17 protein-coding genes and 1 pseudogene are annotated in these 21,384 nt (G+C 62.3%); 11 read left to right on the forward strand and 7 right to left on the reverse strand.

Annotation, left to right across the window (positions count from 1 at the left end; all coding sequences use genetic code 11):
- Window positions 1-96: 96 nt before the first annotated feature.
- Together V1292_RS24715 and V1292_RS24720 are read left to right on the forward strand one after the other, a co-directional pair.
- Window positions 97-1,734, forward strand: a complete 1,638-nt coding sequence (locus V1292_RS24715) for an acyl-CoA synthetase (protein ID WP_442895561.1) — start codon at window positions 97-99, stop codon at window positions 1,732-1,734.
- A 4-nt stretch (window positions 1,735-1,738) separates the two neighbouring features.
- The gene (locus tag V1292_RS24720) at window positions 1,739-2,596 is read left to right on the forward strand and encodes a PCC domain-containing protein (RefSeq protein WP_334375239.1); all 858 of its coding nucleotides are present in this window, start codon (window positions 1,739-1,741) and stop codon (window positions 2,594-2,596) included.
- Window positions 2,597-2,716: 120 nt separating this feature from the next.
- Here V1292_RS24720 and V1292_RS24725 read toward each other — a convergent pair whose 3' ends face one another.
- Window positions 2,717-3,382, reverse strand: a complete 666-nt coding sequence (locus V1292_RS24725; RefSeq protein ID WP_334375240.1) for an outer membrane protein — start codon at window positions 3,380-3,382, stop codon at window positions 2,717-2,719.
- Between the two features lie 339 nt (window positions 3,383-3,721).
- Complete coding sequence (locus tag V1292_RS24730; RefSeq protein WP_028345942.1) at window positions 3,722-4,045, reverse strand: hypothetical protein; 324 nt, start codon at window positions 4,043-4,045, stop codon at window positions 3,722-3,724.
- Between the two features lie 190 nt (window positions 4,046-4,235).
- Here V1292_RS24730 and V1292_RS33935 point away from each other — a divergent pair.
- The 5 genes and pseudogenes from V1292_RS33935 to V1292_RS24750 form a co-directional block, all read left to right on the forward strand.
- A pseudogene (locus tag V1292_RS33935) lies at window positions 4,236-4,337 on the forward strand (AAA family ATPase); the annotation flags it as partial.
- 72 nt (window positions 4,338-4,409) lie between these two features.
- On the forward strand, window positions 4,410-4,901 hold the full coding sequence (locus V1292_RS33940; protein WP_442895629.1) for an AAA family ATPase: 492 nt from the start codon (window positions 4,410-4,412) through the stop codon (window positions 4,899-4,901).
- 218 nt (window positions 4,902-5,119) lie between these two features.
- A complete protein-coding gene (locus tag V1292_RS24740) occupies window positions 5,120-5,446 on the forward strand; it encodes a PRC-barrel domain-containing protein (RefSeq protein WP_334375242.1) in 327 nt (108 codons plus the stop codon).
- A 226-nt stretch (window positions 5,447-5,672) separates the two neighbouring features.
- Window positions 5,673-5,900: a DUF433 domain-containing protein gene (locus V1292_RS24745; protein WP_334375243.1), complete on the forward strand. Its 228-nt coding sequence runs from the start codon at window positions 5,673-5,675 to the stop codon at window positions 5,898-5,900.
- 2 nt (window positions 5,901-5,902) lie between these two features.
- Entirely contained in the window at window positions 5,903-6,238 is a 336-nt protein-coding gene (locus V1292_RS24750) for a DUF5615 family PIN-like protein (RefSeq protein WP_334375244.1), read from the forward strand.
- Between the two features lie 73 nt (window positions 6,239-6,311).
- On the opposite strand, the gene V1292_RS24755 is transcribed toward V1292_RS24750, so the two are convergent.
- The 4 genes from V1292_RS24755 to V1292_RS24770 all read right to left on the reverse strand — a co-directional run bounded on the left by V1292_RS24755 (window position 6,312) and on the right by V1292_RS24770 (window position 12,507).
- Window positions 6,312-7,337, reverse strand: coding sequence for a toll/interleukin-1 receptor domain-containing protein (locus V1292_RS24755; RefSeq protein WP_334375245.1), 1,026 nt, complete (start codon window positions 7,335-7,337; stop codon window positions 6,312-6,314).
- 18 nt (window positions 7,338-7,355) lie between these two features.
- Complete coding sequence (gene uvrA / locus V1292_RS24760) at window positions 7,356-10,337, reverse strand: excinuclease ABC subunit UvrA (protein WP_334375246.1); 2,982 nt, start codon at window positions 10,335-10,337, stop codon at window positions 7,356-7,358.
- 310 nt (window positions 10,338-10,647) lie between these two features.
- A complete protein-coding gene (locus tag V1292_RS24765; protein WP_334375247.1) occupies window positions 10,648-11,388 on the reverse strand; it encodes an outer membrane protein in 741 nt (246 codons plus the stop codon).
- A 369-nt stretch (window positions 11,389-11,757) separates the two neighbouring features.
- Window positions 11,758-12,507: an outer membrane protein gene (locus tag V1292_RS24770; protein WP_334375248.1), complete on the reverse strand. Its 750-nt coding sequence runs from the start codon at window positions 12,505-12,507 to the stop codon at window positions 11,758-11,760.
- Window positions 12,508-13,013: 506 nt separating this feature from the next.
- On the opposite strand from V1292_RS24770, the gene V1292_RS24775 reads away from it, so the two are divergent.
- From V1292_RS24775 to V1292_RS24790, 4 genes are all read left to right on the forward strand, one after another.
- Complete coding sequence (locus V1292_RS24775) at window positions 13,014-13,502, forward strand: single-stranded DNA-binding protein (RefSeq protein WP_057841921.1); 489 nt, start codon at window positions 13,014-13,016, stop codon at window positions 13,500-13,502.
- A 246-nt stretch (window positions 13,503-13,748) separates the two neighbouring features.
- Complete coding sequence (locus V1292_RS24780) at window positions 13,749-14,147, forward strand: DUF2306 domain-containing protein (RefSeq protein ID WP_334375249.1); 399 nt, start codon at window positions 13,749-13,751, stop codon at window positions 14,145-14,147.
- A 203-nt stretch (window positions 14,148-14,350) separates the two neighbouring features.
- Window positions 14,351-17,077 (forward strand): DNA gyrase subunit A, encoded by a 2,727-nt coding sequence (gene gyrA, locus V1292_RS24785; RefSeq protein WP_334375250.1) that lies wholly within the window; start codon window positions 14,351-14,353, stop codon window positions 17,075-17,077.
- A 264-nt stretch (window positions 17,078-17,341) separates the two neighbouring features.
- Window positions 17,342-17,851 carry a hypothetical protein gene (locus tag V1292_RS24790; RefSeq protein ID WP_051379188.1) on the forward strand — a complete coding sequence of 170 codons (510 nt, stop codon included), beginning with the start codon at window positions 17,342-17,344 and terminating at the stop codon, window positions 17,849-17,851.
- A 121-nt stretch (window positions 17,852-17,972) separates the two neighbouring features.
- Here the strand turns inward: V1292_RS24790 and V1292_RS24795 are convergent, their stop codons facing one another.
- Window positions 17,973-21,320 (reverse strand): adenylate/guanylate cyclase domain-containing protein, encoded by a 3,348-nt coding sequence (locus V1292_RS24795; protein ID WP_334375251.1) that lies wholly within the window; start codon window positions 21,318-21,320, stop codon window positions 17,973-17,975.
- Between the last annotated feature and the right edge of the window lie 64 nt (window positions 21,321-21,384).

Below are 21,384 nucleotides of genomic sequence, written 5' to 3' on the forward strand. Positions count from 1 at the left end.
CGGTAAGCCGCGACGGCGGATTTGAGCTCACAGCGGCCTTTCTGCTATCGTTGCCATGAGATGTTCTGTTTTCCGAAGCGTGATGGTTGATTCCCTGTGACTGAAACGGTGACCATTCCTATTCCGCGCGGCGGTCTCGCGCGGATGTCGCGCCGGGTGATGAATCTGGCGCATATGCTGACCCAGAATGCCCGCCGTCATGGCGACCGCATTGGCTTCATTTGGGGTGACAAATCCTGGACCTGGCGGGAGATCGATGGTGCCGTGTCGGCTCTGGCCGCAGGCCTCGCCGCGCGCGGTATCGCCAAGGGCGACCGCATTCTCGTCCATTCCAAAAATTGCGACGAGATGTTCTGGTCGATGTTCGCGGCGTTTCGGCTCGGCGCAGTTTGGGTGCCGACCAATTTCCGCCTGATGCCGGACGAGGTCGCCTATCTCGCCAGCGCCTCCGGTGCGAAGGCCTTTTTGTGCCATGGCGATTTCCCCGATCACGCTACCGCGGCAGCCAATCCGGCGCTCGAATTCATCTGGCGGATCGGCGAGGGCGCCCTCGGCGAGAAGACGGTCAGTGACGTGATCGCCGAGCATGCCGGCGCCAAGACAGAGAATGCGGCGGTCGACTACGACGATCCCTGCTGGTTCTTCTTTACTTCCGGCACGACCGGGCGTTCCAAGGCTGCGGTTCTTACCCATGGGCAGATGGCCTTTGTGGTGACAAATCATCTCGCCGATTTGATGCCGGGCACGACGGAGACGGATGCCTCGCTGGTGGTCGCGCCGCTGTCGCACGGCGCCGGCGTCCACCAGCTCGTACAGGCGGCGCGCGGTGTACCGACTATTCTGCTGCCGTCGGAAAAATTCGACATCGCCGAGGCGTTCCGGCTGATTGAGGCCCATCGCGTCAGCAACATTTTTACCGTGCCGACCATTTTGAAGATGATGGTCGAGCATCCGGCGGTCGACAAATATGATCATTCCTCGCTGCGCTTCGTGATCTATGCCGGCGCGCCGATGTATCGCGAGGACCAGAAGGCCGCGCTGAACAAACTCGGCAAGGTGCTCGTGCAGTATTTCGGCCTCGGCGAGGTCACCGGCAACATCACGGTGATGCCGGCCAGTCTGCACGACACGGAGGACGGCCCGCAGGCCCGCATCGGCACCTGCGGTTTCGAGCGCACCGGCATGCAGGTGTCGATCCAGGGCGACGACGGGCGCGAGCTCAAGCCGTTCGAGACCGGCGAGATCTGCGTGATCGGCCCCGCCGTGTTCGCCGGCTATTACGACAACCCCGAGGCCAACGCGAAGGCGTTTCGCGACGGCTGGTTTCGCACCGGCGATCTCGGCCACATGGACGAGGAGGGATTCGTCTACATCACCGGCCGCGCCTCGGACATGTACATCTCCGGCGGCTCCAACATCTATCCGCGCGAGGTCGAGGAGAAGATTCTCACCCATCCCGCGATCGGCGAGGTGGCGGTGCTCGGCGTGCCCGACCCGTTCTGGGGCGAGGTAGGGGTCGCCGTCTGCGTCGCGCGCGAGGGCGCTACTGCCGTGAGCGAAGCGGAGCTTGCCGCATTCCTGGCGCCCAAGGTGCCACGCTACAAAATGCCGAAGCGCTTCTTCTTCTGGGAGGCGCTGCCGAAATCCGGCTATGGCAAGATTCCGAAGCGGCTGGTTCGCGATGAGCTGGAGGCGAGGGGACTGCTTGAGCTTGTTGCCAAAACGGGTAGCTGAGCCGATGCGCAGCATCGCGCAGCCCGGGCCGCCCGCGCCCGAGCGTATCCAATGGGTCGAGGCGCAGGGGCGGGCATTCTCGTTCACGCTTGCCGCCGGCCTGCCGCTGCTCGAGGCTACGCGCCGCGGCTTTGCCGAAGCCGGATTTTCCGGCGGTGTGTTGAGCATGCGGGGAGGGGCACTCGGGCCGTTTGCCTATGTGATGCCGGCGCTGTCGAAGACCGGCGCCAATGCCGCGTTCTACAGCGACACGTTCCGGCCCGCCGGCATCACGCGGCTGAAGCTCGGCGCGATGACGCTCGGCGAGCGCGACAGCGCGCCGTTCTTCCATTGCCACGGGCTGTGGACCGAGACCGACGGCCATCTGCACGGCGGCCACATTCTCCCCGAGGAAAGCATCGTCGCCGAATCGTTCGCGGTGGAAGCATTCGGCATCGACGGCGCGATGTTTGTGGCCGAGCCCGATCCCGAGACCAATTTCAAATTGTTCGGGCCGGTGGCATGCGCCGGTACGGATGTCAAAGCCGATAGTCGCGCCTTCGCGCTGCGGCTGCGGCCGAATCAGGATTTCGCTGCAGCGCTGGAGATCTTCTGCCGGCAGCACGGAATCCTGCGCGCGCGGATTCACGGCGGCGTCGGCTCCACCATCGGCGCGCATTTCACGGATGGCCGAACCGTGGTGCCGTTTGCGACCGAGCTTGCGATCAAGGCCGGCATGATCGCGCCCGGCGCCGACGGCATACTGCAGGCTGAGCTCGATGTCGCGCTGGTCGATTATCTCGGCGGCATCGCCGAGGGACGGCTGATGCGCGGCGACAATCCGGTGCTGATGACGATGGAGCTGGTGCTGGAGGTGCTGTGAGCTCGTTATGACTGCCGTAGGGTGGGCAAAGGCACGCAGTGCCGTGCCCACCATCCAGCGTCATCACGATCTGCCGATGGTGGGCACGCTTGCGCTTTGCCCACCCTACAGTTCTGGTCTTCACCGGAAGTGATAGTTCACGCCGACCTTGATGGTGTGGAAGTCGAAGTTGCCGGAATCCAGCGGGAGACCGCCGATATTGTAGGTCTCGCTGCCGAGGCTAGTGTACATGTATTCGCCCTTGGCCGACCAGTTCGGAGCAAACATGTATTCGAGGCCGCCGCCGATGGTGAAGCCCGTGTGCGTGTGGCTGTCGGAAAACGTCTCGGGAAAGCCAACCGCCGAGAGCGTGGCCTTGTTGTTGGCCCAGGCAAAACCGCCCTTGGCATAGAGCAGCGCCGCATCGATCGCGAAGCCGGCACGGCCCGTCACGCTGCCGAATGAATTGATCTTGGTTTCCAGCGTGGCCACGAGGCCGGCGCCGTCATCCTCGGTGACGCTGTCCTTGATGCTGGCGCCGGCGGCGTCGACTTCGACACCGAAGACGAACTGGCTGCCGGGGGCCTGCCAGTTGTAGCCGATCGTGCCGCCGCCGAAGCCGCCGCTGCCCGCATCGGTCTCCCAACCATAGCCACCCATTGCGCCGATGTAGAAGCCGGACCAGTTATACGCCGCAACCACCGCCGCCGGGGGAGCCGCCTTGGCGTAGGGCCGCGCCCGCAGGTCGGCGGCCGAGGCCGCGGTCGCGACCGAAAGAGCCGCACCAGCTAAAAGTAGTCGTTTCATATTTTGTCCCCTGAAGTTGAACACTCGTATAACCCCCTGCAGGCCCCATAACGGACCGATTGCACCGGCATGGTGACGTATCGTTTTCGGAAAGCGGGCGCGAACGCGCCCCCAAAGAGCCGTCTGCAAGCAACGTTCGTGCGGATGTGAGAACGTCGTTCGCAGGTTAACCATACGTCATGTATGCCGGCAAAAATTGGACCGAAGCGCGTTCGCTCATTGGCGCGGACAGGTTGCTATTTCGACAGCAGTGCGGCGACGTGTGGCGTAAAACACGTTCGCGATCTGCGAGAGAGAGAGACGCGCGCCTTGTAGGATGGTGGGCAGGCAGGCCTCGCGTCAGCGCCGCTTTCGAACGTGAACGTTGATGTCGAGATCGATCTCGTTGACGCAGGTCTGCGTCGTGCGATGCGAGCGGCCCTCGTGCCAGCGGCCCGGGCGCGTGCGCGCATCTCTGACATTCGCGAGCTTCAGGCAGCGCCATTGCGGCAGCGGGCCACTGCTTTCGCCGGCAAACTGCCAGGCCAGCACGACTTCTTCACCGCTCTTGTTGGTGCCGATGATGTGCGGGCATAGTTCGCGGACGCGGCCGTCATAGACGCAGACGACCTGCTGCTCGCCGAGGATGGCGTTGCGGAAGAGGGTGTAGGCAGCGCTCGGCATCGGCAGGGTACCATCTAGGATTGTGCGGCATTGTCTGTATAACCGTTACGAATGACTTTGTTCCGCGGGGCTGCGAACCATGGCTTACAAACGCAATCGTGCGATCAATCTGCCGGCGCCGTACCTCAAGCGCATCTGGCTGGAGCCGGCGCGGATCACCAACCGCGAGGCCTATCCGTTCTGCCTGCCGCTGCTGCGCGATGATTTCGAGCTGAGCTTTGATAAGGCGATCACGATCATCGTCGGCGAGAATGGCACCGGCAAATCCACCTTGCTCGAGGGCATCGCCGTGCTCGCCGGCTATGACGAAGCCGGCGGCGGCAAGGGGTACATGACGGTCGACCACTCATGGGCGTTGGAAAAAATGGGGGGGCAATTGTCCAACGCGTTGCGGGCGAGTTGGCTACCCAAAATCACCAATGGCTGGTTTTTCCGCGCCGAAAGCTTTTTCTCGGTTGCCCGCTACTTAGACGAGATGGCCCAGAAATATCCAATGGGAGGAGGTCCTCCGCCTGACTTCCTGTCCCATTCCCACGGCGAGGGCTTCTTGCGCTTCTTCGAGGAGCGCTGCCAGCGGCAAGGCATCTTCATTTTCGACGAACCAGAATCCGCGCTGTCGCCCGCGCGCCAGATCGAGTTTTTGAAGCTGATGCGACGGATGGAGAATATCGGGCATTGCCAGATCATCATGGCCACGCATTCGCCGATGCTGATGGCCTATCCGAATGCGACCCTGTTGCGACTGACGAAGTACGGGCTGGAGCCGGTGATGCTGAAGGACACCGACCACTACAAGGTCCTGCGCGAGTTTTGCGACGATCCGGACGGATTCGTGCAGGCCGCGATCGAGGAGTGAAGGTTTGTAGGGTGGGTAGAGCGCAAGCGAAACCCACCATGTTGCATCGTACGACGACTTTGATGGGTATCGCTTCCGCCTACGCTCGTTGAGCTTCGGCGGACAAGTCGCTCCACCCATCCAGTACGTACCGCAGATTTTGTCGCAGGCTGGATCATCTACTCCGGGCTCGTTTGTGCTATTATATCGACCGAACAAGGGAAAACAGGGAGGACGCCATGCCTCATACCCTGGTGCCCAGTGATCGCGTCGAGCGCGTAAACGTCTACGGACGCGACGGCACAAAACTCGGCTCGATCGAGCGGCTGATGCTCGACAAGGTGAGCGGAACGGTTGCCTACGCCGTCATCAAAACCGGCGGGCTGCTCGGCAGCCACCATCATTGTCCGATCCGGTGGGACGCGCTCCGATTTGATCCCGCGCGTCAGGTCTACCAATCCGACGTAACACTGGAAGATCTGCGCGCGGGCCCGTCCGAGCTCGATGACGACGCCTTCGACTGGGGCGACCGCTCGCGACCGCATCCGCATTATTGGGGGGTGTAGGGCGGCACGTCGTCAAACACGGCATTCTAGCTTTGGAGGAGACAGAATACGGTCCCGCCGCGGGAGATACGGTCCCGCCGCGGGAGCTGCTTGCGCACGGTCAAGGTGATGGTATCGCTTCCGCCCTTGCCCGTCGGTAGCAACGGACAAGTCGCTCCACCGATCCTAGGCGACTGGACTGACAAGGCCCGTTTCTGCTGCTATAGTTGAGGCAAAGAGTAACCCGATGTCAGACCTTTTGACCAGAATTACCATCGATCCCGAGCGGATGCATGGCCGTCCCTGCGTTCGAAATTTGCGCATCACTGTCGCGGATATCCTGGGTCTGCTCGCGGCCGGACAGTCGCGCGCGTCGATCCTTGAGGATTACCCCTACCTCGAGAGCGCCGATATCGATGCGGTCCTGGCATTCGCGGCTCGCCAGGCGGATCATCCCATCATTGCGGCGGAATAGGCTTGCTGTTTCTGATCGACGCCCAGTTGCCAGCCGCGCTCGCCGTAGCGTTCCGTCAGGCGGGCTGCGAAGCGTCGCATGTCGTCGATCTCGGTCTGGCCACGGCAACCGACGGCCAGATTTGGGAAGAGGCCGTAGCTCGCTCCGCCATTCTGGTTACCAAGGATCGAGACTTCGCACTTCTGCGGGCTGCAAGGGACGATGGCCCGGTAATTCTGTGGATTCGAGTCGGCAATATCGACAATCGAACATTAATTGCTCGGCTGTTGCGGTCATTGCCGCAGATTCAATCCGCAATCAAACGTAGGGAAGCAATTATCGAGTTTGTGGGGAAGTGAGGGATGTTGGCCGAATGCTAAGGATAGCGCATTGAGCGCCTGCCAAGGCGACGGGTTTCGCTGCGCTGAACCCTTACGCGGGTGAAAATTTCGGCCGTTCGATTTTAGCCGATCTCATAAGTTCTCGTATGAGATCTTCGGGAAGATCCTTCGGAAAATGTTCCTTGTCGTATGATGCGTCCGGTCGCCTTGCTGCGACGCCCGTCTTGAGTTCGGAAGGAAAGGCATCTTCTTGAAAATCATATAGGGGTTGATTGTATCCATAGATTTCAATGATCGTCTCGGCGCCTTCGGGCGGAGGCCCAATCTCAAGTGCTCTCGTACCCATCCACAGGGTCGAAATGAAGTCAAATATAGATCGCTTTTTCTCGTCAGAGGTGGGTTTAGCGACCGCAAGATATTCCAGATAAACAGAAGCAACGTGTTCCCAGTGTGCTACCTCGCTAGAAGGATGAGAGTCGCGTTTGAAACTGTCCATCCAGAAGGCCATGGAATGCGGATACACGTCCCAAAGGGCAGAGCGGATTAGGCGTATCCGACTTATCAACTCCGGTGAAAGCACCTCGTGTTGAATCGGGCCCAGCTTGAGTTCTGATACGGTCTTTTCGACTGTGGTTGCCGCGTCAATCGCCTGATAGTGCGCAACACGTCGCAGGATTCTAGTAAACAGATCGGGGCGTACCGCTTTGATTATCTTGACCGCGATTTGTAACGGCGTCGATTGATCGGAGCGGACTGCTAGCTTGTCGGCAAGCGGCGGACTAAACCGAAGAAGCTGTTCATGAATGATATTATGCCAGACAGGAAGTATAACTTTTGCGCCAGTCAGTTCTCGCGCGGTCAACCCGCGCAGCTCATATTCCGGCCACCTCTTGGCGATGAAATCAGGAGACAGAACAACAACGCCGAAATCGGAATTTGCGAGACCTTTGTCGATACTTCTGCTCAAGCTATCGCCCAAGCTGAGAGTATGCTCATCATACCAAACCCGCAAACCGAAACGTTCCAGTGCCAAAGCCAACGGCCTGACGAACGCATCTTTGTCCTCTGATGCGTGAGAAATGAAAAGGTCCCAAGCCTCAACGGGAATTGCTGACATGATTCTTCCCTAGGAGCCTTACTCCGCCGCCTCGCTCGCGCCCGCACTCTTCCGCGGCTTGCCTTCCGCCTTCTTCAGCACCGGTGCCAGAAACTTGCCCGTATAGCTCCGCGGCGCCTTCACAATATCCTCCGGCGGGCCCCAAGCGACGATTTCGCCGCCGCCGTCGCCGCCTTCGGGGCCGAGGTCGATGACCCAATCGGCGGTCTTGATGACTTCGAGATTGTGCTCGATGACGACCACCGTGTTGCCCTGCGCGACCAGCTCGTGGAGCACTTCCAGAAGCTTTGCGACGTCGTGAAAGTGCAGCCCTGTGGTCGGCTCGTCCAGGATGTAGAGCGTGCGCCCGGTGGCGCGCTTTGAGAGCTCTTTGGCGAGCTTGACGCGCTGGGCTTCGCCGCCGGACAAGGTCGTCGCCTGCTGGCCGACGTGGATATAGTCGAGGCCGACGCGGTGCAGCGTCTTGAACGTCTCGCGCACGCGCGGCACCGCCTTGAAGAATTCGGCGGCTTCCTCCACCGTCATGTCGAGCACATCCGAGATCGACTTGCCCTTGAACAGGACCTCTAACGTCTCGCGGTTGTAGCGCTTGCCCTTGCAGGTGTCGCAGGTGACGTAGACGTCGGGCAAAAAGTGCATCTCGATCTTGATGACGCCGTCGCCCTGGCAGGCCTCGCAGCGGCCGCCCTTGACGTTGAAGGAGAAGCGGCCGGGCTCGTAGCCGCGCGCCTTGGCTTCGGGCAGGCCGGCAAACCATTCGCGGATCGGGGTGAAGGCGCCGGTATAGGTCGCAGGGTTGGAGCGCGGGGTGCGGCCGATCGGCGACTGATCGATATCGATGATCTTGTCGATATGCTCCAGCCCCTCGATGCGGTCATGGGGGGCGGCGCCTTCGCTGGCGTTGTTGAGTTTGCGCGCGATGGCACGGTAGAGCGTGTCGATCAGCAGCGTCGACTTGCCGCCGCCGGAAACGCCGGTGACGCAGGTGAATAGTCCCAGCGGAATTTCCGCCGAGACGTTTTTCAGATTGTTGCCGCGGGCGTTGACGACCTTGATGGTGCGGCGATGGTTCGGCGGCCGGCGCTCGGGGATCGGCACCGACAATTCGCCGGTGAGATATTTGCCAGTCAGCGATTTCGGATTCCGCATGATGTCGGCGGGCGTGCCCTGCGCCACGATATGGCCACCATGCATGCCGGCACCGGGGCCGATGTCGAGCACGTAGTCCGCCAGACGTATCGCGTCCTCGTCATGCTCGACCACGATCACGGTATTGCCGAGGTCGCGCAGCCGCTTCAGCGTCTCCAGCAGGCGCGCATTGTCGCGCTGGTGCAGGCCGATCGAGGGCTCGTCCAACACATAGAGCACGCCAGTCAGCCCCGAGCCGATCTGCGAAGCGAGGCGGATGCGCTGGCTTTCGCCGCCGGAGAGCGTGCCGGAAGAGCGCGAGAGCGTGAGGTAATTCAGGCCGACGTCGAGCAGGAAGGACAGCCGCTCGCGGATCTCCTTCAGCACGCGCGCGGCAATCTCATTCTGCTGGTCGTTGAGCGCCTTCGGTACGCTTTCAAACCATTCGCCGGCGCGCTTCACCGACATTTCCGAGATCTCGCCGATATGCTTGCCGCCGATCTTGACGCAGAGCGCCTCCGGCTTGAGCCGATGGCCCTTGCAGGCCTCGCAGGGGATATCGGAGAAATACTTTGCCAGCTCCTCGCGCGCCCATTCGCTCTCGGTCTCGCGGTAGCGGCGCTCGAGGTTGGTGATGACGCCCTCGAACGGCTTTTTGGTATCGTAGGAGCGGACGCCATCCTCGTAGGAGAATTTTATCTCGTCGTCGCCGGAGCCGTGCAGCAGGGCTCCTTGCGTCTTCTTCGGCAGGTCCTTCCACTTGGTGTCGAGCGTGAACTTGTAGAACTTTCCGAGCGCGGTCAGCGTCTGGATGTAATAGGGCGAGGACGACTTGGCCCAGGGTGCAATCGCACCCTTGCGCAAGGTCAATTCCTTGTCGGGAATGACGAGGTCCTCGTCGATGTGCTGCTCGATGCCGAGGCCGCCGCAGGCGGGGCAGGCGCCATAGGGATTGTTGAATGAGAACAACCGCGGCTCGATTTCGGGAATCGTGAATCCGGAGACCGGGCAGGCGAATTTCTCCGAGAACAGAATCCGTTCCGGCCCGCTCTTGTCGTGAATCTTTGCGGTTTTCTTCTTGTCCTCGGCCGCAGGCGCGCCTGCCGGCGCGTCAGCATATTCGATCACCGCAAGCCCCTCGGCGAGCTTCAACGCGGTCTCAAAGCTTTCGGCGAGCCGCTGGCCGAGATCGGAACGGACCACGATGCGATCGACCACGACGTCGATGTCGTGCGGGAATTTCTTGTCGAGCGTCGGCGCCTCCGACAGCTCATAGAAAGTGCCGTCAATCTTGACGCGCTGAAAGCCCTTCTTGAGCCATTCGGCGAGCTCTTTCTTGTACTCGCCCTTGCGGCCGCGCACGACCGGCGCCAGCAGATAGAGCCGGGTGCCCTCCGGCAGCGCCAGCACGCGATCGACCATCTGCGAGACGACCTGGCTTTCAATCGGCAGCCCTGTGGCGGGCGAGTAGGGCACGCCGACACGCGCCCACAGCAAGCGCATGTAGTCGTAGATCTCGGTAACGGTGCCGACCGTGGAGCGCGGATTCTTCGACGTCGTCTTCTGCTCGATCGAGATCGCAGGAGACAGGCCGTCGATCTGATCGACATCCGGCTTCTGCATCATCTCCAGGAATTGGCGCGCGTAAGCGGAGAGCGATTCGACGTAGCGGCGCTGGCCCTCGGCATAGATGGTATCGAAGGCGAGCGAGGATTTGCCGGAGCCGGAGAGGCCGGTGAACACGACGAGCTTGTCGCGGGGAATCTCGAGATCGACATTCTTGAGATTGTGCTCGCGCGCACCGCGGATGGTAATCGCACGCGATGCGGAGCCGGCGTTCTGTTGGCGCTTCGCCCTTAGCACTTCATCCATATCGGCATTTCCAGGCGCGAGGCGCGCGCCACGTTGGGCGCGCATTGCCGGCCAAGGGCCGCCAGGCGCCGTTGATTGAAAGTCGGAACATAGGAAGAACGGGAGGGAATTTCCAGTGCCGCGCGCGAATCATCAACGGATTGTTTGCGCTCGTAGCGTTTTCAAGCGAAGTGGGACCGGTTCGCCTGAAGAACACGCATCGAAATTCGAAGAGCAGTTGTAATGGCAGCAGGTGGCAGTGCCGCACATTAAAAAAGGCCGGCGCAAGGCCGGCCTTTTCTCAATCTTGGGAACTCAGGTGACGCGGAGATCAGTACCCGCCGAACTTGTAGTTGATGCGAGCGGTGATGACATCAACGTCCTGACGGATGCGGGTCTGGGCCACCAGTGTGCCAGCCGGGAAAACGACGCCGTTGCTCACGAAGTTATAGGTCTTGTCCTGCATGAACATGTGATTGTATTCGATGCCGGCCGACCAGTTCGGGGCGAAGCCATATTCCAGGCCAACGCCGACGACACCACCCCAACGGGTGTCATCGACGCTGTTGGCGAGCGAGACACCAGTGCCGGTCGTAAGCAAACGGTAGCGATCGGAGGTCACGGCGGCGCCGCCCTTGAGGTAGAACAGGACGTTGTTCGCTGCGTAGCCGACCTGACCGGTGAACAACCCGAAGGCGTCGACACGAGTGTCGTTGGTGAACGCCGGAAGAAGCGGGATCGCATTGCTGCCATGGAAGTCAGCCCAGTTGCCCTGCGCTTCCACGCCGAACACCCACGAAGCGGCCTGCCAGCGGTAGCCGATCTGACCACCGACGGTGCCGCCGGTTGCGTCATGGCTGCCCATCGGAGCGACGCCGAGGCTGGTCTCGTCCCAACGCTGTCGGCTCGATCCCCAGCCGCCGTTAACGCCGGCGTAGAAGCCGCTCCAGTTGTACACCGCAACCGCCATCGGCGGAGCCTTGGTGTAGGGCCTGGCAGCGAGATCGGCGGCCATCGCGGGCGCCATACCAAGCGCGATCAGGCCAGTGGTGGTCAGCAGAATCTTTTTCACTTTCTTTTTCCTTTCGCGGCTCCAACGCAACTTTCCTCAGCCGTCAATTTGAGGTTGCCTGGCGATATAGCGCGAAGTTCCCGAAAAATGCTGTCGCCGGAATACCACATGTGGGTCAAAATCGTGGGCGGCACAACCGCAGCGGGCGGCAACTGTACCGAGCTACAACCAAAACTAAAGGGCCGGCGCGGGGCCGGCCTTTTCAGCGTCGGGTCGAAAACGTCCACGATCAGTACCTGGCGATCACCGGGCCGCCGACCTTACAGCTGATGCGCGCGGTGATTATGTCGACGTCCTGATCGTATCAGCAGCCAAACAAAAAGGCCGGCGTGAAGCCGGCCTTTCCGTAGTTCCGCGCTGGCGTTGCGATCAGTACCTCGCGATGACCGGGCCACCCCAACGATAGTTGACGCGAACGGTCACGAGATCGACATCCTGGCTGATGCGGTCGGTGCCGAAGAGGACGCCGGCCGGTGTGACGAAGTCGTGGGTGCGGTCCTGCATGAACAGGTGATTGTACTCAACGCCGGCCGACCAGTTGGGAGCGAAGCCGAATTCGATGCCCGCGCCGACGCTGGCGCCCCAACGGGTGTCATCCCCGGTGGCGGCAACTAGGACGCCGGTGGGAACATCAAACTGGCGGAAACGATCCGCCGTAACGGCCGCACCACCTTTGACATAGAACAGAACGTTGTTGGCGGCGTAGCCGATCTGGCCTGTGATCAGGCCGAACGCATCGATGCGCGATTCGTTGCGGAGCGTCGGATCGATCAGGCTCACATTGCTGCCCCGGAAGTCGGCCCAGTTGCCCTGGCCTTCAAGACCGAACACCCAGGTGCCGGCCTGCCAGCGATAACCGATCTGACCGCCGGCGGTGGCGCCGTCTGCGTCATGGCAACCCTCGTCCGCGATGAACGCGCCGCCCACCGTCACGAGGTCCCAGCACTTCTGGCTCGTACCCCAGCCGCCGTTGGCGCCGATGTAGAAGCCGCTCCAGTCGTACACAGCGGCGATCGGGGCTGGCGGCGCCTTGGTGTAAGGACGCGCAGCGAGGTCGGCCGCCGCCGCGGGTGCAGCGAACGCAATGAGAGCAACTGTAGCTAACAGATACTTCTTCATGATCTTTCCCCAGTTTTGTCCGCTTCCCGCTAGGCCTGAAGCGTTGTTGTGACGCGAGCGCCCGCGCCGCTGGAGAATGGTATAGCGCGACTCGCGCGGAAATGGCGTGTCCCGGATGCAACAGCCGCCAACCAAGTTTATGGAACGAAGCTTATGATTTATCTGGTATAATTGGAACCGAGACGGGAACTTTCGGGTTCCATTTCGTCTCTTTCGGTTCCCCCGTGAGTTCCCGGGGTTCGCCCATAGATTGCAAGGCCGCAGCCGGGCAGACGTGAGCTGTTTGCGGAACAAAGCTGGAACGCACGCGTAGGCGATGCTATATGTGGATAACCGGCGACTTGCCGAGGGATCGCCAAGTCAGCGGGGCCTGTCGGTGTATAGGGTCCGGATGTCCTGGAGCGGACGCGGAAACGGACAAGCGACAGGTCAAGAATTGAAGATGGCCGGCACGAAAGCGGGCCGGACCAGTGATTTTTGCCGGCGATATCGAGTGGAGAGCGGCGATGGCGGGAAGCGTGAACAAAGTGATTCTGGTCGGCAACCTCGGCAAGGATCCTGAAATCCGGCGGACACAGGACGGGCGGCCGATCGCCAATCTGAGCATCGCGACATCGGAGACCTGGCGCGACAAAGGCACCGGCGAGCGCAAGGAAAAGACCGAGTGGCACCGCGTGGTGATCTTCAACGAGGGGCTCTGCAAGGTCGCCGAACAATATCTGAAGAAGGGCGCCAAGGTTTACATCGAGGGCCAGTTGCAGACCCGCAAATGGACCGACCAGAGCGGCGTCGACAAATACTCGACCGAGGTCGTGCTGCAGGGCTTTAACTCGAACCTGACCATGCTCGACGGCCGCAGCGGCGGCGGGGGCGGCAGCTTCGGCTCCGATGATTCCGGTGATTTCGGCTCGAGCGGTCCGGCTAGCTCCGCGCCGCGGCGGGCAGTCGCGGCGGGCAGCCGCAACAGTGATATGGACGACGACATCCCGTTCTAGGGCCTTACTCCGTTCGAGAGCAGGGTCTTCGCTAGCAAGAAATTCGCTTGCGGGAACGGACGTTGACGCCTGCTTTACGGCTGATGTGCCGCCGCAGGAATCCGCCGGCTGAAAACCTGTCTACAGGAGCGTCACGATCCGAGTGCCCGGTCGGCTCGCTCAGCCGCTATGTTGTTAATCTTCACATGAGGTAATTCGCTTAAGCTGCTCCAGCCTTGAACGCCAACCGGATCTGGAGCGCCCACCATGAGCCTCGCACCGCTGCTAGAGGCGCCCGGGACGATCCCGTTGCATGCCTTCGCAGCCATGGCGGCGTTTGCGCTTGGCATCGTGCAATTCGCAGCACCGAAGGGAACCCTGCCGCACCGGACCATCGGCTGGATCTGGGTCGTGCTGATGGCTGCGGTCGCGATCAGCTCGCTCTGGATCCATGAGATCCGGATGTTCGGGCCGTTCAGCCCGATCCATCTGCTGTCGATCTTTGTGCCGATCATGCTGGCACTCGCGGTCCTGCATGCCCGCCGGCACAATGTCAGCGGTCACCGCAAAGCGATGGTGTCGATCTTCTTTGGAGCGCTCGTCGTCGCCGGCTTGTTCACCTTCCTGCCGGGACGGATCATGCATGCGGTGGTTTTTGGCCGTTAGGCCGACCGTGGGAACATCGTTTTTAACACTGCCTTCCGGCCCTGAAATGGCGGTTCCGGCAGGGTTCGGGAGAGCTGTCTCCGATCCCGGTAAGTCCATGAAAAAACGAGCGGAAAAACAGCTTCCTCCCGACAGCTTCGGGGTGGTTATCGGACCCTCGATGCGCTATATGATTCTTAGCTGAGAACTGACTGGATTCCCCTTTGTCCGACAACGAAGACGACAAGCCCGGCGAGCCGCCGGAGCACTCCGACATTCGCCCCGTTTCCATTCTCGACGAGATGAAACGCTCCTACCTCGATTACGCCATGAGCGTGATCGTGGCGCGGGCGCTGCCGGACGCGCGCGACGGGCTCAAGCCCGTGCATCGCCGCATTCTGTATTCGATGTACGAGCAGGGGCACACGCCCGACAAGAAGTACGTCAAGTCAGCGCGCGTCGTCGGTGACGTGATCGGTAAGTATCATCCGCACGGCGACCAGTCGATTTACGACGCGATGGTCCGGATGGCGCAGGATTTTTCCATGCGCGTGCCGCTGATCGACGGCCAGGGCAATTTCGGCTCGGTCGATGGCGATCCGCCCGCGGCTTATCGATATACCGAAGCCCGTCTGACCCGGTCGGCGCTAGAAGTTCTCGGCGATATCGACAAGGATACTGTCGATTTCCAGCCGAACTACGACAATTCCGAGAAGGAGCCGTCGGTACTGCCGGCGAGGTTCCCGAACCTGCTGGTCAACGGCGCCGGCGGCATCGCCGTCGGCATGGCAACCAACATCCCGCCGCACAATCTCGGCGAAGTCGTCGACGCCTGCGTGGCGTTGATCGACAATCCTGCGCTCAGCATCGACGATCTCATCAACATCATTCCCGGCCCGGATTTCCCAACCGGTGGCATTATCCTCGGACGCCAGGGCATCCGTTCGGCCTACCACCTCGGCCGCGGGTCAATCGTGATGCGCGGCAAGGTGACGATCGACACCATCCGCAAGGATCGCGAAGCGATCATCATCACTGAAATTCCCTATCAGATAAACAAGGCCACCATGGTCGAGCGCATCGCCGAACTGGTGCGCGAAAAGAAGATCGAAGGTGTCGCGGACCTGCGCGATGAATCCGACCGCGATGGCTTCCGTGTCGTCGTCGAGTTGAAGCGCGAGGCGATGGCCGATGTCGTGCTGAATCAGCTCTATCGCTTCACGCCGCTGCAATCGAACTTCCCGGCAAATATGCTGGCGCTGGATAACGGCCGTCCGCAGACGATGAACCTAAGGGATCTGCTGACGCTGTTCATCGCGTTCCGCGAGCAGGTCGTCACCCGTCGCACCAAGTTCCTGCTCAACAAGGCGCGCGATCGCGCCCATATCCTGGTCGGTCTTGCAATTGCGGTTGCGAATATCGACGAGATCATTCGCGTGATCAGAACCTCGCCCGATCCGAACACAGCGCGGGATACGCTGATGTCGCGCGACTGGCCGGCCAAGGATGTCGAGGCGATGATCACGCTGATCGACGACCCCCGTCACCGGATGGCGCCGGACGGCACTGCGCGGCTGTCGCTGGAGCAGGCCAAGGCCATTCTCGAGTTGCGCCTGCAGCGCCTGACCGCGCTCGGCCGCGAGGAGATTTCCGAAGAGCTCGACAAGCTTGCGGTGGAAATTGCCGACTATCTCGAAATTTTGCGCTCGCGTGCGCGCGTGCAGGCGATCATCAAGGACGAACTTGCCGCGGTGAAAGACGAATTCGCCACCCCGCGGAAAACCGTAATCGTCGAGCAGGAAGGCGAGGTCGAGGACGAGGACCTGATCCAGCGCGAGGACATGGTGGTCACGGTGTCGCACGCCGGCTATGTCAAGCGCGTGCCGCTCTCGACCTATCGGGCGCAGCGGCGCGGCGGCAAGGGCCGTGCGGGCATGCAGACCCGCGACGAGGACTTTGTGAGCCGCCTGTTCGTGGCCTCGACCCATACGCCGGTGCTGTTCTTCTCCTCGCGCGGCCAGGTTTACAAGGAAAAGGTCTGGCGGCTGCCGATGGCGGCCCCCAACGCGCGTGGCAAGGCGATGATCAACATCCTGCCGCTGGAGCAGGGCGAGCGCATCACCACCATCATGCCGCTGCCGGAGGACGAATCCTCCTGGGCCAATCTCGACGTGATGTTCGCTACCACCGGGGGCACGGTCCGCCGCAACAAGCTGTCCGATTTCGTCGATGTCCGCCGCTCCGGCATCATCGCCATGAAGCTCGGAGAGGGTGAAGCGATCGTCGACGTGCAGATCTGCACGGAGCATGACGACGTGCTGCTGACCGCGGCCGGCGGGCAGTGCATCCGCTTCCCCGTCACCGATGTGCGCGTCTTCACGGGGCGCACCTCGATGGGCGTGCGCGGCATTGCGCTGGCGGAGGGCGACAAACTGATCTCGCTGGCAATCCTGCGCCATGTCGAGACCACCTCGGACGAACGGTCGGCCTATCTGAAGATGCGCCGCGCGGTCGCCGGCGAAACCGCGGTTGAAGAGCCTGTTGATGCCGAGGGCGAGGAGACGTCGGGTTCGCTCCAGCTCTCGCAGGAGCGCTACGCCGAAATGTCGGCGCAGGAGCAGGTGGTGCTGACGGTCTCCGTCAACGGCTACGGCAAGCGCACCTCGTCCTACGAGTACCGCACCACCGGCCGCGGCGGCAAAGGCATCGTCGCGATGAGCGTCAACAACCGCAACGGCAAGCTGGTGGCCTCATTCCCGGTGGAGCACAGCGACCAGATCATGCTGGTCACCGACAAGGGCCAGCTCATCCGCTGCCCGGTCGAGGACATCCGCATCGCCGGCCGCTCGACGCAAGGCGTCATCGTGTTCGATACGGCGGAGGACGAGCACGTGGTGTCGGTCGAGCATATCTCGGAAGACGAGAACGGCGTGAACGGGAACGGCGGCTAGCGCCGTCCACCGTCATTCCGGGGCATAGCTAATGCGATGAGCCCGGAATCCATCCCGCCATTTACGTTGCGGCGCGATGGATTCCGGGCCTGCGTGCTGCGCACGCATCCCGGAATGACGAGCTGCGTAGTCCGGATGAGCTGGACGCTCGCGCCGGCGCGCCCGTCATGGCTCCCGCTCACGGTAAACCAGCCATTAACTATAGATTGCTACACATTTGCTGTGTCCGGGTGGTGACCGTCCGGCCAAACGGGAGCGAATATCATGCCCGTCGAGATGCTGACGTATGCCGATCTGGGCGAACGGCTCAAGATTTCCCCAGAGGCTGCGCGCGCTCTGGTGAAGCGACACCGTTGGCCGCGCTCCCGCTCCAACGACGGCAAGACGCTTGTCCAGGTCGATCTCAGCGAATTCAGCCATTCCCCAATACCCCGTCAGCCGCAAACGCAGGCCGGTCACCAGGTGGTCACCGCCTTAAAGCAACGAATTGAGACTTTGCAGACTGAGCTGGCAGAGATGAAGGTGATTGCCAGCGGCCACCGGGCCGACTTTGAGAGAGAATGCGAACGCACCAACAAGCTCTTAGCCGAATTGCTTAAAGTCAGCACGGAAAGCGTGGGAGCCCGGGAGAGGGCAGCTCTGCTCGAAGGCAAGTTATCGATGCTGACGCAACCCTGGCGACGCCGGCTGGTCGATGCTTTCACCCTTGCCCTGCCGCAGGTCGCCTCCAACCCCCGCGAGAGCGCCGGCCCCGTAGCCCAGTCACAGAATTGAACCGGCCTGCCAACGTGCCGCTGCTTTGCCGCGACCGGCACAAACTGCAGATCACGCCGGACATTTCCGGAGCGTTGCCGATCTAGGTTCAACCTCGGCGCCAGTTGACATTACAGGAGCGTCACTGGAGCGCATCAAGCAGCGCCTTGGCGTCCCGCAGATCAGGTGTGTCGAAACCTTCCGTGAACCAGCCATAGACCGGCGCGAGAAGATCACTGGCCTGCCGCTGCTTGCCCTGATCACGCCAGTGCCGGGCCAAGCTTGTGGTGGCGCGCAGCTCCAGCGCCTTCGCGCTCTGGCGACCGGCCACGTCAAGCGCTCGCCGAAAGTACGCTTCCGCTTCGGTCCTGTCGCCACCTGGCCTCGCCACCGTCAGCTCTCCAATCAAGCGATAAATTTCCGCCTCCCATCGGCGCTCGCCGGTCTCCTCGACAGCGGCCGCAGCTTCGGCCAGCGCAGTCAATCCTGGCTCAATTTCTCCGGACCACGCCAAAGCTTCAGCCAGCAGCGCAAGATAATAAGGTCGACGGATGCGCACGCCGGTCGGCTGGAGGGCCGCGAGACCGTCGCGAACCTCCGCGATCCCTTCCACCGGCTGCCCGCGTACCGTGATCGCCCAACCCCGCAAGATGCTTCCAGCCGCCGCCAAGTGCGGTGCGATGCCATGCTCGGCGCACACCGCGATCGCAGCTTCCGCTTGCTCCAGGGCCGGTTCCGCTTCCCGCCGATGCTGGTAGATCATCCCCGCGAACACCAGGGCGAGAACAAGGCTAAAGGGATGCGATAGCTCCCGAGCCATGCTCACAGCTTCACGCGCAGCGGCAAGTGCCTGCTCGGGGAAGCCAAGCGGCCAGAGCGTGGCTGCCGCGGTGTATCGGTTGCAGATAGCCGCGTCGTGGCTGCCATAAAGGAACTTATGGGCGCGGTACGCGTCCGGCAGATAGAGCGCCAGCCCCGCCTCGAGATGCGCCCTGCACGCGGGCAGATCCGGGAGATTGAGAAGGGTTGTCCATGCGGCATGATGCGCCTGCAGGAGGAGCGCCGGATCTGCGCTCTCTCGGGCGAGTGCGAACAGCTCGTCCAGCAGATCGCGAGCCGTCTTGAACTCGCAGCGTTGCTGGTAAACGAGCCACAACCCCCAGCTCACGGTAAAGAGCTGCGCCACATCGCCGGCTTGCCGGCATAGGTCACGGGCACGCAGGTAGACTTGCTCCACCTCCGGTGCCGACCAGCTCTTGGTGCCGATCAGCACCGGCGCTAGCACGAGCTGCAGGTCGAGTTCGCGGCGGGCGCGTTCCGCAGGCTCGGCGACCCGATCGACGAGCATCAGCCCCTTGCGGAGATGCGCGATCGCCTCCGCGTGTGCCGAGCGCTCGGCAGCGCGCTGGCCAGCCTTGCGCCAGTAGGCCACAGCATTTTCCGTGAGGTCAGCCTCGGTAAAGTGGTGCGCAAGCACCTCCGGCTGGGTAGCCGCGATGTCCGGAAAGTTATCCTCGAGGGCCCGTGCGATGCGCGCGTGCAGCGGTTGCCGCTTGCCGCGCAGCAGTGTGCCGTAGGCGGTGTCCTGAACGAGGGCGTGCTTGAAGCTGTAGACCGATGAGCCACGACGAAAAATCAACTGTGACGCGGCGAGCTGGTCGAGGGCCGACTGCAAAGGCGCGTCCGGCAGTGGCGACACGGTCCGTATCAGATCGTCGGAGAATTCCCGGCCAATGGCGGCGCCGGTCTGGGCGATTTCTTTGGCTTCCGGACTGAGACGGTCGAGACGGGCCAGGAGCGAGGCGTGCAGGGTAGCCGGGACAGCGAGTGCACTTGGCGAGGTTCGCGAAAGCACGGCCTTGGCATCCCCTTCACCGGCTCCCGTTTCGAGCACCGCCTTGGTCAGTTCCTCCACGAACAGCGGCACGCCGTCCGTGCGGTCGACGATCTCGTGGACGATCGCGCGGGGCAGCACCTTCTCGCCGACTACCCGCTCCACGAGGGTTGCGGTGTCGCGGCGGTTCAAGCGACCGAGCGTCAGCATCGTGACGTGCGGCTGGCCGATCCACGGCGGCGGGAACTCCGGTCGGAAGGTGAGAAGCAACAGCACCGGCAGTTGCTGCACGCGATCGACCGTCACCTGGAGCAGTTCAAGCGAGGTCGGGTCGATCCAGTGCACGTCTTCGAAGACCATCAGCACGGGATTGCGCCGAGACAGGTCCTCCACGTGCCGGACCACCGCCTGAAGCGTGCGCTCCTTCTTCGCCTGCGGACTGAGCGCAACTGGACCATAGCGGTCGGAGGGCAACGACAGCAGTTCCGCCAACAGCGGCACGTCCTCGGTGGCGGTCGCTGCGCCCGCCAACAGCGCCTCGAGTTTGTCTAGCTTGACCGTCGGCGGATCGTCCCGGGTAAACCGGGCCGCCCGCTCCAGTTGCCTGATGACGGGGTACAGCGCGCTGCCCTGGTAGTGCGGCGAGCAGAAGCAGCGCCGGCGCGCGTACGGCTCGGCTTGAAGCTTCTCCTGGAGGGCCGCCACGAGCCGCGATTTCCCGACCCCGGGCTCGGCTGAGAGCAGCACCACCTGGCCCTCCCCAGAGGTCACGCGCTGCCACCGGCGCAGCAGCAGTTCGATCTCCTCCTCGCGACCGACCAGCGGGGTCAGACCGGCCGAATGAAAAGCTTCAAACCGGCTCTCGACGGCGCTCGACCGCAACACCTGATAGGCTTGGACCGGCTGCGGGAAGCCCTTCATCGCGACCGTGCCGAGGTCGCGATACTCGAAAAGATCGCCCAGTAGGTGGCGCGTCGTGGGGCCGACGACAATGGTGTTCGGCTCGCCAAGAGCTTGCAGGCGCGCCGCGAGGTTGGGCGTCTCGCCGACCACGACGCGTTCCTGTGCTTCGCCCGAGCCGATGAGGTCGCCGACCACGACAAGCCCTGTGCCGATGCCGATCCGGACCCGAAGACGTTCGGATGTTTCCAGTTGGTCGACGGCGTCGATGAGGGCCAAACCGGCGCGCACCGCTCGCTCGGCATCGTCCTCGTGCGCCTGTGGGTAGCCGAAATAAAGCAGTACGCCGTCGCCCATGTACTTGGCGACGAAGCCGTCGAAGCGGGCGACCGTCTCAGCGACGCAGCGGTGATAGGCGCCGATCACTTCGCGTAGGTCCTCGGCGTCAAGACCAGCCGATAGCGCGGTCGAACCGACGAGGTCGCAGAACATCACCGTGAGCTGCCGACGTTCGGCAGAGGAGACGGCACTGAGGCTTGGCGCCGACGCGGCGCTCGGGCCTGCCAATTTCGAGGGCTGTGGCAGGCATGCGGCCGCTTTCAATAGCTTCTTGCGCTGGCCAAGCGAGAGGCCGAGCTTCTCCAGGTCTGCCTCGCTCAGCTCAGGCAGGATATTGAGATCGACATCGTTCGCCCGCAACGCGGGTGCGAGCTGCACCAGGCCAAGCGGCGCCAGCCAGCGCTCCAGCTCGTCCACGGCTTCCTCCTCGCTCGTGCGAATTCTACCAGATCGAGCGCGCGCTCCAAAGGGATCTTTGCCG

Origin of the sequence: Bradyrhizobium sp. AZCC 1719 (assembly GCF_036924525.1) — a bacterium.
GTDB lineage: Bacteria > Pseudomonadota > Alphaproteobacteria > Rhizobiales > Xanthobacteraceae > Bradyrhizobium.

Bases quoted from the DNA above. Each gene is read 5' to 3' on its own strand.
- V1292_RS24720 (WP_334375239.1), top strand. From the start codon at position 1,739: ATGCGCAGCATCGCGCAGCCCGGGCCGCCCGCGCCCGAGCGTATCCAA.
- V1292_RS24725 (WP_334375240.1), bottom strand. From the start codon at position 3,382: ATGAAACGACTACTTTTAGCTGGTGCGGCTCTTTCGGTCGCGACCGCG.
- V1292_RS24730 (WP_028345942.1), bottom strand. From the start codon at position 4,045: ATGCCGAGCGCTGCCTACACCCTCTTCCGCAACGCCATCCTCGGCGAG.
- V1292_RS33940 (WP_442895629.1), top strand. From the start codon at position 4,410: ATGGGGGGGCAATTGTCCAACGCGTTGCGGGCGAGTTGGCTACCCAAA.
- V1292_RS24740 (WP_334375242.1), top strand. From the start codon at position 5,120: ATGCCTCATACCCTGGTGCCCAGTGATCGCGTCGAGCGCGTAAACGTC.
- V1292_RS24745 (WP_334375243.1), top strand. From the start codon at position 5,673: ATGTCAGACCTTTTGACCAGAATTACCATCGATCCCGAGCGGATGCAT.
- V1292_RS24755 (WP_334375245.1), bottom strand. From the start codon at position 7,337: ATGTCAGCAATTCCCGTTGAGGCTTGGGACCTTTTCATTTCTCACGCA.
- uvrA (WP_334375246.1), bottom strand. From the start codon at position 10,337: ATGGATGAAGTGCTAAGGGCGAAGCGCCAACAGAACGCCGGCTCCGCA.
- V1292_RS24770 (WP_334375248.1), bottom strand. From the start codon at position 12,507: ATGAAGAAGTATCTGTTAGCTACAGTTGCTCTCATTGCGTTCGCTGCA.
- V1292_RS24775 (WP_057841921.1), top strand. From the start codon at position 13,014: ATGGCGGGAAGCGTGAACAAAGTGATTCTGGTCGGCAACCTCGGCAAG.
- V1292_RS24780 (WP_334375249.1), top strand. From the start codon at position 13,749: ATGAGCCTCGCACCGCTGCTAGAGGCGCCCGGGACGATCCCGTTGCAT.
- V1292_RS24790 (WP_051379188.1), top strand. From the start codon at position 17,342: ATGCCCGTCGAGATGCTGACGTATGCCGATCTGGGCGAACGGCTCAAG.